Source organism: Allobosea sp. UNC402CLCol (assembly GCF_000745475.1).
In the GTDB taxonomy this organism is placed as follows: Bacteria; Pseudomonadota; Alphaproteobacteria; order Rhizobiales; family Beijerinckiaceae; genus Allobosea; species Allobosea spartocytisi.
The window spans coordinates 63,768-76,476 of sequence record NZ_JQJJ01000013.1 but is presented as its reverse complement, the minus strand read 5'-3'; the positions used below and the strand labels follow the sequence as shown (position 1 = coordinate 76,476).

Sequence of the window (12,709 nt, the reverse complement as noted above, 5' to 3'; positions counted from 1 at the left end):
CGTCGGGCGGGACCGCATCGTTCCGGCGCGGCGGAGCGTCGGTCAGCTTAATGTCAGCGCGCACCAAAGCGCGCCGCGATGATCGCGCTTCCGGTTATGATGTTCTTGCCAGAACCGGTGGAGCGCGCCGGCATCGAGCATGGCCGGTTTACCGATCACGGATTCGGGCATCTCGCGAAGCCAGCGGGACAGGGGAATGCCGAAGCCCTTCTTCCTTCGCCTCAGAAGATCCGATGGAAGCCGACGATCAGCCGATTGCCGTAAGACCCATTTCGTCTTGCCCGATCTCAGCTTGGCCGAAGCGGGCAGGCGCCGGGCGAAGTCCACGACGTGATTATCGAGAAAGGGAGCGCGTACTTCGAGGCCGTTTCGCATCCCGGCTCTGTCGCTTTTGACCATGATATCGTCGGCGAGATAGAAGTTCGTGTAGAATTCGAGCGTGCGGTCGACGATATCTGTACTTGCAGAGGAATCCCACGCTGTAACGGCCTCGCTGTAGAGGTCTTCCACGTCGACGGGCTCGGACATCAGCGCGGCGATATCGGACGGCGAAGCCGGGCCGAGCCAGATCGGATTCCACAGGGCAGGTCTCATCCCCAGACCGCGCAGCCCGCGATTGAGCTTGAAATCGAAGCTCATGTTCCTATCCGATGGCGGCATTCGCGCAGCGATAGCCGCAATGACGCCATGGACGGGTTTCGGGACGAACTGGTTGTAGAGCTTCGCCTTGGCAAGGACTTTGAACGGGTCGTAGCCTGCGAAAAGCTCGTCTCCGCCGTCGCCCGACAGGGCGACCGTGACGTGCCTTCTCGCAAATTTGCACAGAAGATAGGTCGGGAGGATCGAGCTATCCCCCAAGGGCTCGTCGATGATCGCCGGAAGCTGGCTCAGAAGCGCGCGGACTGTGTCGAGATCGCACATTTCCATGCGATGGCGAGAGCCGACATGGGACGCCATCTGCGTCGCGTAAACGGATTCGTCGAAGCTGTCCTCATTGAAGCCGATAGCGAAGCTTTCGATGCTTTCGGGTGGTCGCAGCTGTGCAGCGTGACTGAGAATGGTGCTGCTATCGAGGCCCCCCGACAGAAAGATGCCCAGGGGCCGGTCGCTGTCGAGCCTCAAAAAGACGGCCTCGGTCAACAGGCTGTCCAGCTCTTCAGCCCAGCTTTCAGGGCTTCCTGAGGGTTCTGCACCGGTCTCGATGGCAAAGCGCCAGTAGCAGTGAAGCCGCGTTTCGCTCGTCTTGAGATCGATTTCGAGCGCATGGCCTTGAGGGAGCTTCGCGATCGCCCTATAGGGCGTCAGCGGGGCGGGGAAGAAGCCATAGGCGAGATATTTGCGGATGGCCGAAGGATCCATCGTCGCGCCGGCATAGTCCGGATGCTCCAGGATCGCGGACAGTTCGGATGCGAAGACCGTTCCGCCAGCGCCATCGGCATAGAATAGCGGCTTCTCGCCGAACCGGTCGCGAGCCAAGATCAAGCGCGCATGCCTCCGGTCGAGGATGGCGAAGGCGAACATGCCGTTGAGCCGTTCGAGCAGGCCGAGACCCCACTCCTCCCAGCCATGCACCAGGACTTCCGTATCGCTGTGATGGCTCCGGAAGACGTGCCCGCAGGCGATGAGTTCCGTTCGCAGAGCGGCGTGATTGTAGATCATGCCGTTGAAGACGATGCCGACCTGACCGTCTTCGTTCCACATCGGCTGCTGGCCGAGTGCGATGTCGATGACGGCAAGCCGGCGATGGCCGAGAAAAACCGCTGTGTCCCAGTCGATGAAGTGGCCTTCGCCGTCTGGCCCCCGATGGGCCAGGCAGTCGGTCATCGCTTTCAGGACAGTCTCATCCCCGCGCCCCACGAAGCCCGCGATGCCGCACATTCAGGCCGTCCTTTGACCGTCCGAGGTGAGGGGCACCTCCTCGCCGCCAATGACGCTGCGCACCGCATATTGCGTCTTGCCCTGGGATTCGAAATAGATTCGCACGAGAACCTCGGCCAGCAGGCCGAGCAGAATGCACATGGTTCCCGTCATGGCGCCGAACATGACCATGAGCGGCAGCGGCGTTTGGATGAACGACGTGTTGCTGAACAGCTTCAGCCAGATCGCATAGATGGCGCCTATCCCGCTTAAACCGAAGAACATCGCTCCCACGCCGCCGAAGACGTAGATGGGCTTGGTGTCGTATTGCGTGAGGAACTTGACCAGCAGCAGGTCCAGCAGGACCTTGAAGATCCGCTCGAGGCCGTATTTAGAGATACCAAATTTACGCGGGTGGTGGTCGACCACCATTTCCGTGATCTTGGCACCCTGCCACCGCGCGAAGATCGGCACGAAGCGGTGCATTTCGCCATAGAGCCGGAAGCCCACCAGCACATCGCGTCGATAGGCCTTCAGCGAGCAGCCATAGTCATGTAGATGCACGCCGGAGATCACCGAGATCAGCTTGTTGGCGATCCGGCTCGGCAGGACGCGGCGGACATTGGCGTCCTGACGATCGCGGCGCCATCCCGATACCACGTCGAACCCTTCGCCGATCTTGGCGACGAGGCGGGCGATATCCTTGGGATCGTTCTGAAGATCGCCGTCCATCGGAACGATGATATCGCCGCGCGCATGGTCGATGCCCGCCATCAACGCGGCCGTCTGGCCGAAATTGCGTTGGAGATCGACGAAGCGGAACTTGTCCGGGAAACGCTTGACCTGGTCGATTAACCGCAGGGCCGTCTCGTCGGTGCTGCCGTCGTTGACAAAGACGACCTCCCAGCTCCACGGGGCCGACGATAAAGCAGAGCGCAGTTGGTCGCACAATGCGTCCACGCTTTCCGCCTCGTTGTACATCGGGATCACGACAGAAATCGTCGACAGCGTCGTTTCGCCCCGGGGCGCTGGCGGAGAACCTGCCTGGGACGCGGCAAGTTGATGGGAAATCGGCTCTTTCTGCATAATGGGAGCTAGTAGAGGACAGGCCCGTTCATTGCAAGGAAGCAGCCCGCTTGAGCCGATACCAGGGTCCGAGCATCGAGGCCTGTTACACGGACGGAGGGCCCGGCTGGGGCAGGAGCATCAGGATGCCGCCAACCGCTACCATGACAAGCTGAATTCCCAGCAGTGCGAGGGATAGCGCAAGAGCCAGATCTCCGGCGACGCCGCAGCCGGCCATCAGACCGACCAGGGTGACGTCGCGCAGTCCGATGCCGCCTATCGAGACAGGCAGGAGCAGGACCAATGACATCACGCAGATGACGACCGCCCATGTCGACAAGGGCAATTCGATCCCCAGTCCGCTGCCGAGCCATGCGCAATTGATCACGACGATGCCCTGGAACACTGCGCCCATCGCGATCGAGGCGAGCAACGTCCACGGGTCCGATGCAAACACGCGCGTGGCCCGCAGCGTGTCGAGAAGGTGCTGCCTGACGCGCTTGGGGAGCCACGAGATGAGACGCGCGATAGGCGCATCGATCGGCGCGAACAGGGCCAGCAGCGCCGCAAGCAAGGCTGCCATAATGACGGCCAGCGAGGAGGCGATGGCGGGGTCGAAATATTGCGTGTTGGCCAGAAACCCGACTAGCCCGATCAGCAGCAGCCCGCACAGCCCGGTGAGGCGGTCGAACAGGACGGCGGCCACGATCCGGTGCAATTCGCCCGCCGTGCGAATGAGATGACCCGCCTTCGCAATATCGCCGCCGAGCTGTCCGAAGAACAGCACGCTGTAGACCTGCGAGATGATGCTCACACGCAGGATGGCGGCGACGGTCTTTTCCCGCAGGAGAATCTTGGTCTTCCAGGCTTGGACGAGCAAGGCGAAGAACGAGACGCTCGTCACTGCGACCGCCAGTGAGGGCGGGAGCGATAGCAGCCGCCGTCCCGCCTCTGCCACATCGACCTTCAAGGCGATCAGCCCAAGGAGAGCGAGCGTAACGACGATCTTGAAAGCAGGGCTTCGTATCAGGCGCATTGACTTATGATGATCCGGCGCCTTGGGAGCGCGCGCAAACACGAGAGCTGGCGGTCAGCCCTTGCGCCTTAGCACGAGAACGAAAGGCGTTTCCCAGTGCAGGTCAGTCCCGATCTTGATCAACAGTTGATCGAGATGCATCGCCTTCAGCAGGCGAACCCCCTGCTTGACGGCTCCCAGCCCGTTCCATTCTGAGAACTGCAGCCCGGTGACGCGCTCCTTGAATATCTCCTGGCCGGTTGAGACGATTTCGACCTTGTCGCTGAGCGGCGCCAGCCAGCCCATCAATTTTCCATAAGTGATGAACTGAAGCGTATCGGCGAAGTCGGGCGAACGGCCGCGAAGGCGCGCGATGATCTTGAACAACCACTTCGGCGTGTGGGGGATCATGAAGAAGTTGTAGTGGCCTTCCCACCAGGAGCCGTAGTTCGGGAAATTGATCACAGCGACGCCGCCGGGCTTAAGGACGCGCGCGATCTCCGACAGGACGGCCTTCGGGTCCTGCGTATGTTCGAGGCAGGAGACCGAATAGATCGCATCAAAGCTGGCGTCGGCATAAGGCATCGACTCGCCGATGCCCTCCTCGATTACCGAGGCGGGAACGCCGGCTGAGGCGAGCAGCCGGCGGGAGATGTCCAGCGTGGCCGCGTAGGGCGGCAGACCCGGCTCAAGGCCATGACAATCGCAAATGTCGTTGACGCGGCAATGATACACGAAGGTGCCGAAACCAGACCCTACCTCAAGCACGCGAGAAGTGGACGAGATCGGGGCGAAACGACTCAATTCGCGAACCTGTTCCTGGCTCCGCTCGACGGAGAGGAATTCGCGGGCGAGGCGATCGATCGGGGTCTTGCAGAAGTTGGAGACATGCGTTTCGTGGAGAAACGTCTCGATGTCCTTTACGAAGACATCCGGAACCGCAGTGGCCATCGAGGCTTCCTCATTCGTTAGGTCGCTGCGACATCCATCGCAGTCTTGGCACTCCGCCGGAGTAGCGCGGATGGCCGAAGGCGTCACCCAAGCCAGTCGACCGCCACGGGCAGCCGGACGCCGGCCTGGCTGCCATAGGTCCGGGCGACGCTCAGTAATCCTAGCGGCGAGCCTTGTCGATGCATCTCTTCGATTTTTGCCGCGGTTCGCACTGGCCAGGATATTGCTGGCGATACCGAACTCCTGTCGTCAAGGTAGAGTGGCGACGATATCGAAGGGCACTGGCGTGGTCGTCAAACCAGTGGCTGGATTCGTCACTTTGAGCCAGCGGCGTCCCGGCTTGCTGAGCTGATGGGTAGGGACCAACGCGGTCACGACCGCACCATTCACCACCGTTTTGAGCGGCTGGTCGTCCAGCATCACGGATGCGCCGACGCCAGCAGCTGCTGAAAGCTTCATCCACAAGGCTGATTCACCGCTGGCCTGGACATTGAAAAGCGCGCCCTGGCGGGTGCTCGCGGGGCCATAGGCCAAGACCGTCTCGACACGGTTCGATATCACTGGGCCCGGATCGCGAAGCCAAGCCGTGCCGATGCCAATTGGGACAGAGCGCGGATAGGTCTGACGGATGTAATCCATGTAACGGGATGCCCAGTGGTCGAAACGCGACGCCTGCGATCCGTTCGGGGCCCAGTCCAGCACGATCACGACAGGAGGCTTGGCATCCCGCGTGAGGGCAACCGCTCGATCGACCCAGCCCGGATAGAGCAGGGGAGTGCCGTCATCGACGTAGTGTTCCTTGAACAGAATCCGACGGCCCGTCATGAAAGCGAAGCCAGCGCAATAGGGCACGCAGACGATCCGGTCGCCCTCTTTCGAGCTATGCTCGATCAGCGTCGCGATGTTGTCGAACAGCTCCTTTTCGTCCGGCGAGACAAATTGCGCGATGCCGTTGCGGGCTGAGAAAACCGCGCCACGCCTGGCCTGCTTGGCCCCCCAACCATTGGGGTCGACAAAAACGCCGTAGCCGACGAAGAGGCCCATCTGCGCCGCCAGCACGGCGAGACCGGCCGTCCTGATCGCCTTCGCAATGATCGATCGCCCCCGCCATCCGTGCGCCAGCCAAACGACGAGGCATCCAGCGAGAATGAGGTAGCCATGCATGAAACTGATGAAGTGGATCCAGTCCGGCCGGAACAGGGCGAAGCCGGGCCACTGAATGGCCGCGATCATCAGGACGGCGAGACCAAGCTGGGTTTCCATGGCCGCAAACGGGCGGACAAAGACGAGCCGGTGGAGCAGGACCATTCCATAAAGAGCCATGACCACGATGGTCGAATGGATCAGGAATGCGAAGACCTTTTCCGGGACCGATCCAGTCACCAGAGCAGAGACCGGCAGGATCCGAAGGAACGACGCCGTGGTCGTCGTCTGCTGGACAAGGTCTCCGACGCCCCCGGCCTTGCGCAGGAAGAACAGAAGCCTTGCGGGGTAGCTCAGCAGATCCGTCAGAAGCGCCGGGAGATATCCCGTCATCGCGGCGTGGATGATGACCGGCGTCAATGTCAGCAGGATGGTGGCCGCACTGATGAAGATGTTCCGCGACAGCGAGGCCACGCGCCCAGCCTGTCCCCGCTTCGGCGCTTGCTCGTCCTGCTGCTGACAGGCACGCAAGAGCAACAAGATGCCGAGCGCCGCACTGTAGAGATATCCGAAGTCCGGCCGCATCGCGAAATTGACGCCGATGGCTGCCGATGTCGCGATCAGGTGGCGCAGCTCTCGGCCGGGCCGGGCTTTCGCCAGGCAGATCAGCGGGTAAGCGAACAGAGCCAAGCTTACCATCCGCATCGTCGATGCGTGGAAGGGCGGAACGCACAAGATGCAGCCGAAAACGACGGTCGCGGCAGTCACGCTGCCGGTCGCTTTCCGCACGGCCAGCCAGATCAGGACAGCGGACGCAAAGATGATGACTTGGAGCACCGCCAGCAGCGCGTCGAAATCGACGCCCCAGATCCGGAAGACGCCGACGCCGAGAAAGTACCAGAGCGGTCCATAGCCTACGGCGTCGCCGAACTTGGCTCCCTGCATCAACTCGTGGACGTAGAGGGCGTAGGAGCCCATATCGCCCCAATCGAAGCCGAGCCGGTATGCATCGCGATAATAAAAGAACGCGAAGATCGTCCCGGCGATGAAAAACCCGATCTCGAAGCGCCGGCGGTTCGCTGTCGAACGATCCTGACGCCAAGTCGGCTCTTCGGTGGCCATCGGGCGTAGGCTCTCGAGTGGTTGGCTGAAGGAACGGCGGCATCTTCTGGAGAACGGGCGTAACCGTGTCAATGCATGCAAGCAAACGGTCGCCGATCATGACCTGCGCGCTGGCATTATGACCGTGTTTGCGACATTGTCCGGCCGGATCCGACAGGCGACGCGGCAGCTGATATCTCGGCCGACGCAGCGTCTAATTTCTGCGACCTCCTCAGGGCAACGGTGACAGGACGATGGCATACAGGATTCCGTTCAATCGTCCGCTGGCGGGCGCCCGGGCCGTCAAGTACCTGAGCGAAGCCTGCGGAGAGGGACATCTTTCGGGCGACGGGCGTTTCACAAGGCAATGCCATGAATGGCTGGAAAGCCGGATCTGCGTCGGCAAGGCGCTGCTGACGACGTCGGGTACCTCTGCATTGGACATGGCGGCGATCCTCGCCGGGCTGAAGGCGGGCGACGAGGTCATCATGCCGTCCTTCACGTTCAGCTCGTCCGCGAACGCGATGGTGCTCCGGGGAGCTATTCCGGTTTTCGTCGATATCCGCGAGGACACGCTAAACATCGACGAGCGCCTGATCGAGGCCGCGGTCACGCCGAAGACCCGCGCGATCATGGTCGTGCATTACGCCGGCGTCGCCTGCGAGATGGATGCGATCATGGCGATCGCCAACCGACACGGAATCGCGGTGATCGAGGACGCGGCCCAGGCCATTCAATCAAGTTACAAGGGTCGGCCTCTCGGCTCGATCGGACAGACCGCCGCGCTAAGTTTCCACGAGACAAAGAATATCATCGCCGGCGAGGGTGGGGCGCTACTGATTAACGATCCCGCCGTCATCGAGAAGGCCGAAATCATCCGCGAGAAAGGTACAAACAGGACCGCCTTCGCTCGGGGCGAGATTCAGAAATACACTTGGGTCGATTTGGGTTCGAGCTATCTCCCGAGCGAGCTCATCAGCGCCTTCCTCTGGTCGCAGCTGGAGATCGCCGACGATCTCACTGCGCAACGACTTTCGCTGTGGAATCGCTATCACGAGCATTTCGTTGAAGTGGAGCGGGATGGTCTGCTGCGCCGGCCGGTCGTTCCCGACAACGTCACCGCCAATGGGCATATCTACTATCTGCTACTACCGGACCAGGCGAAGCGGGACGCCTTGATCTCGGCGCTGCGTGCCGAGGGGATCAACGCCGTTTTCCATTACATCCCATTGCACAGCGCTCCCGCCGGCAGACGGTTCGGCCGCGCTGTCGGGGACCTTGCTAGAACGGACGATCTCAGCGCGCGGCTCGTGCGGCTGCCGCTCTGGGTCGGTCTGGGTGACGGCATCGACGAGGTCGCAGACGTCGTCAAGCGCGTCCTGAGATCGTAAGCGTCAACCTATCGTCCAAGCCGTTGCCGCAACGACGAGAAGATGACGTGACGGCCGTCGGCGAAGGTGGCTTTGGTGATCCGAAGGAGACCGCTGCCGCAGACGACGTCGGCGGTGTCGCGTGTCGGTCCGATCACCCATAGTTTGCCGGGCTGGCGGTTGACAAACGTGAGATCCGGCAGCTCCTCCGCCTGCTCGATCCGAATATCTTCGCCGAGATAGCGTGTTTTTGCGCCCATGTACGGCCAGCCGACCGCATCGATGAGGCGGCGGATCTGCGCAGCGGACTGGGTCCAGTCGACCTCATAGTCGCTCTCATCGCGCCAGAGCGAATAGGTCGCCTCGGCCTCGACCTGCTTGGTGCCTGCAAGCGAGCCCGTTTTCGCAGTGGCGACCAGCCGGCGCGCCAAGGCTCCGTAGGCATCGCCCAGACGACGATACACATCGCGGATCGTCGCGGGATACGTGATCTGGAGCGCTTCCTGACCGAGGATCGCGCCAGTGTCGACACCAGGCTCGGGCCGGAATGCAGATACGCCGAGTTGTGTGTCGCCGGCGATCAGGGCAGCGACAGTCGGAGCAAAACCCCGATATCGTGGTAGCAGGGAGTCGTGGAAGACGATGTAGCGATCATCGAGATCCAGCATCAGGAACTGCCATCCCGCGCAAAAGATCAACTCCGATCCTTCGAGCATAGAGGGTTGGAGGTCGCTCCTTGCGACGAACCGCGCACCGTGAGACCTGCAGAGATCTTGTATTTTTTCGTATGAATCGCAGAGCGTCCCCTTGCTTTCATAAGAACAGACGAGGTCGATCTCCACATCGACGATCAGATTTCGAAGCAGGTTAAGGCCTTTGAGACCTGCAACAAAAAGGGACGTTCGCGGCAAAGAGTCCCGTTCCGAGCGTTCGAGTGCCACAGTAACCGCTCCCTTCAGCGCCGCCATCGATGTCCTGTTCAATCGCGAGTCATGACGATATGGATGTTCTGCGAAAACAGGCCGTTGCCGTCGAACCGATCGAAGAACCGTCCGATCCGATAGAGCAGGCTGGTCGGGACCGTCGACAGCCAGGGCGCTGCCGGCGTCCACACCACCGCAGTGATCGCCATCGAGATCGTTTGGCACGCCATGCGCACAAAGCCTCCGCCATTGACCTGTGTGACGACGCGCAGTCCCGCCTGTTCCGCGAGACGTGTCAGGCCGAAACGCGTGAAGCGAAAATAATCATGCGGCCAACCATGCAGGTAATACATGAAGGGAACCGACAGGATAATGTGCCCGCCGGGCCGCAGGATGCGGTGCAATTCAGGGAGAACCCGCCACGGTTCGGGAGTATGTTCCATGACGGAGCAGCAGAACACCGTGTCGACGGTCTGATCGCCCAGTGGCACTCCGCCCTGAAGGTCCGCACAGAACGACAGTTCCGAATGTTCGACGACGTAGTCGGTCGAGAGGTAGCGGGTCGCCAACGGCTGCAAACTTGACCGCCAGGCCATGCGGCCTGCGCCTGCGTCGAGCACGATGCCTTTCGTGTAGATCTTTATCAGCGGCAGAACCTCATCAGCCAGTGAGCGATGGTCCACTGCGATCCGCCAGAACATGGAGGTACCGATGGTGTCCGAGCATGCCTTGTGCCAGCGGGTTTTGAAGTTCATCGATCGTCCCGCACCTGCGATTGCCCTGCCGAAGCCTTTAGCGCGAAACCCCGAACGCGTCTCGTCTCAACTGCGGCGAAGCGGTTCGACAAGGTTGATAACGCAAGCTCCGACCCATTCGATGCGAACGCCGGCTGGCAGGAGGGATGAATTGCCAAGGGTAAGCCCGAATGTCTATCAGGCCGTTGTGAGCAGGGTCGGGGCGGCAGGGACCTTATGACGATGGGTCGGGAACTGTCTCGCCGTGGCGCGCAGCGGACGTCTTTTTTGCTGGCAGAGCTTCATGTGTCGAGTGCGACACAGGAGCGATCGATGGATATAGGCTGAAGACGTTGAAGTTCCTGACCGAAATCAACCTGCTCGAAACGGCGCTCGCGCTGCTCGTCGTGGCGTTGGCCGTGTTCGTGGCGCGCACCCGCATCGCAGGCGATGTCGCAGGTCGCGATCGCGGATACACATGGTCACGGTCAGAAATCGTGCTGGCCTGTGTCGTCGTCGTGTTGGCTCTGCTGCTGTCGGTCAGCGAGGTGACGCAGTTCATGACGCTGGATGAGGCGGCGTTCGGCGATGTGCTGCGTAATCCGGCCGACCGCAACATCGTATCGAATTGGTCCCAAGGCGCATCCCACACCGCCAATCTCATCTGGATTCCGCTGACCCGGATTCTTCTGGCGTTTTCGGCCGCTCCCGCCACGATTGATGCCTCGCTGAAGGCATTCCATTGGTTGGTGGGCATCGGCATCGTCGCTTGCCTGATCAGAAATCTGGTTGCACTCGTGCCATGGCCGCCCGGAGATCGTCTTTGGCTCGCTCTGGCGCTTGCAGGGACGCTGCTTCTCCTGCCTGTCGACAATCTCGCCCTGAAGACCCTGAACTACGATGCGATCTCGTTGTTCGGCAGCATCACCGCCATTTTGCTTGTCGCGCGCGCCCACTTTGAGGGCCGTTCGCGGCTGTTTAGTGCAGGGCTTCTGGTCGCCGCGCTGGCTGCGCAGGAGAAGCTGAATGCGTCGCTGATCCTGCTGGTGTTATGCTTCGTCGTCGGCGTGCTGAAGGGCCGCGTAGCCCAGCACCGTCCCGTCGGGACTGCCGCGCTAGCCACGATCAACGCCATGACGTTAGCGCTCGCCGTCAGCCTGGCATCCTACGCCATCGCCGCAATCAGCCTTCTGGGCGACCCGGCGCTTCAGTCGCTGCTCAATACCGTGCCGCTCTTCATGGAGCTGCTGACAGTCTGGATCTATGCGCCTCTGCGCTTCGTCTTTGGTATCGGCAATGAACTGGCCGCTCCGGGCGCACGCTTTCGCTATGCCTGGATCGCGGCGGCGCTGACCTTCGCCTTGCTGCCGCTGGCGGCAGCCCTGACCGTCGCGGCGTGGCGCCAGCGCATGGTGTTCCCGCATTGGCTCCCACGGTTATCGGCTTTGGTGTTTCCGGTCGGTGTTCTCCTCGTGGCGATCTGCGGCGCTCTGGGGCTGGCCTTCGTCACGCCGTTCTGGGCGCCGTTCGTCCCCCTCGATCCATCGGTGATGAGCATCGGTGTGATGAACGGAGTGCAGCTTCATTTCGCGACTTTTAGTACGGCCGCGCATCGGGTCGCAGCGATCGGCTTCGCTTACGGCGTTTTTGTCGCTGCGTTCCCCACGGTCCTGGTCGTCGTTGCGGGCGTCACGGCATTGAAGCTGGCATGGCGGCCGCGATCGGCGCCGTTCTTCGATCTTCTCTTCGGTATCGCCATCGTGACGCCTGGCCTGCTGGCTTTGCTGAACACTCCCACTTTCAATCGCTATCTCAATCTGCCCATCGTCCTTGCCACGCTCGTGATCGTGGTGCGCGGTGTTGGTGTCTGGTTACCGCTGGTACACAAGCACCGCTGGACCTCGCTTGCGCTTCCCGCTGGCCTCACGCTGATCATCGCTGAAATCGTTCCGTTTCGGCCCCTCTACGCTGCATTTAGGCCGGTGACGATCGACTATCATGACGCTGATCGGGCACTGGCGGGCCATCTGAATTTTTCCTGGACAGGCTGGGGAGAGGAGACGATTCTTGCCGGCAAATTCATCGAGAAGGAATGTGCGCGGCAGGGCTCGCTTGCCGGGGTGGCCTGCAAGGACATTGTCGTCCGGCCCGCCTATAACAGCAGGTGGTTCGCCGGCTCGAGCTCGCTTGTCAAGCAAGACGGCGGAGGCTTCTTCATGGACGATGCCTGGTCGCCCAACCCCGGAAACTATTATGTCCTGAACCGACAACTTGTCGCCGGGGGATTGCTGAAGACGCTTCCAACAATCCCGCCGGATTTTGTGATCCGGTATCGCGGCTACGGCATGGCGTGGGTCTACCGGGGCGATCGTCTCAAGAGTTCGGGCTATCGGTTCATATGGGGCTCGTGACGACGGCGACCGGTGCCGAACAGCTGGGGCAGCTGACGTCCTCTTTCTGTCGGCTTCGCCGAAGTTGACAAGTAGGGCCTTTCCTCGGCAATCGGGCCCCGATAGATCGGACGCGGGAAAACGGTCGGGCTCTGACTGT

At 61.4% G+C, this 12,709-nt stretch carries 9 protein-coding genes; 2 read left to right on the top strand and 7 right to left on the bottom strand.

Annotated features, from left to right (window positions below):
* Positions 1-42: 42 nt before the first annotated feature.
* The 5 genes from asnB to GY40_RS16580 form a co-directional block, all read right to left on the bottom strand.
* Positions 43-1,878, bottom strand: coding sequence for an asparagine synthase (glutamine-hydrolyzing) (gene asnB / locus GY40_RS16600; protein ID WP_038364561.1), 1,836 nt, complete (start codon positions 1,876-1,878; stop codon positions 43-45).
* Positions 1,879-2,943: a glycosyltransferase family 2 protein gene (locus GY40_RS16595; RefSeq protein WP_081925478.1), complete on the bottom strand. Its 1,065-nt coding sequence runs from the start codon at positions 2,941-2,943 to the stop codon at positions 1,879-1,881. It abuts the gene before it with no gap.
* Between the two features lie 85 nt (positions 2,944-3,028).
* Positions 3,029-3,958 carry a lysylphosphatidylglycerol synthase transmembrane domain-containing protein gene (locus tag GY40_RS16590; RefSeq protein WP_038364559.1) on the bottom strand — a complete coding sequence of 310 codons (930 nt, stop codon included), beginning with the start codon at positions 3,956-3,958 and terminating at the stop codon, positions 3,029-3,031.
* 54 nt (positions 3,959-4,012) lie between these two features.
* Positions 4,013-4,888 (bottom strand): class I SAM-dependent methyltransferase, encoded by an 876-nt coding sequence (locus GY40_RS16585; protein ID WP_038364558.1) that lies wholly within the window; start codon positions 4,886-4,888, stop codon positions 4,013-4,015.
* A 249-nt stretch (positions 4,889-5,137) separates the two neighbouring features.
* A complete protein-coding gene (locus tag GY40_RS16580) occupies positions 5,138-7,153 on the bottom strand; it encodes a hypothetical protein (protein WP_038364557.1) in 2,016 nt (671 codons plus the stop codon).
* Positions 7,154-7,386: 233 nt separating this feature from the next.
* Between GY40_RS16580 and rffA the strand changes: the two genes are divergently transcribed.
* Positions 7,387-8,523: a dTDP-4-amino-4,6-dideoxygalactose transaminase gene (rffA, locus tag GY40_RS16575; RefSeq protein WP_038364556.1), complete on the top strand. Its 1,137-nt coding sequence runs from the start codon at positions 7,387-7,389 to the stop codon at positions 8,521-8,523.
* Between the two features lie 8 nt (positions 8,524-8,531).
* Here rffA and GY40_RS16570 read toward each other — a convergent pair whose 3' ends face one another.
* Positions 8,532-9,470, bottom strand: a complete 939-nt coding sequence (locus tag GY40_RS16570; RefSeq protein ID WP_081925477.1) for a methionyl-tRNA formyltransferase — start codon at positions 9,468-9,470, stop codon at positions 8,532-8,534.
* Between the two features lie 11 nt (positions 9,471-9,481).
* A complete protein-coding gene (locus tag GY40_RS26620; RefSeq protein WP_051988195.1) occupies positions 9,482-10,180 on the bottom strand; it encodes a class I SAM-dependent methyltransferase in 699 nt (232 codons plus the stop codon).
* 332 nt (positions 10,181-10,512) lie between these two features.
* Here GY40_RS26620 and GY40_RS16560 point away from each other — a divergent pair, with 332 nt between their 5' ends.
* Complete coding sequence (locus GY40_RS16560; RefSeq protein ID WP_038364555.1) at positions 10,513-12,570, top strand: hypothetical protein; 2,058 nt, start codon at positions 10,513-10,515, stop codon at positions 12,568-12,570.
* The last annotated feature ends 139 nt before the right edge of the window (positions 12,571-12,709 follow it).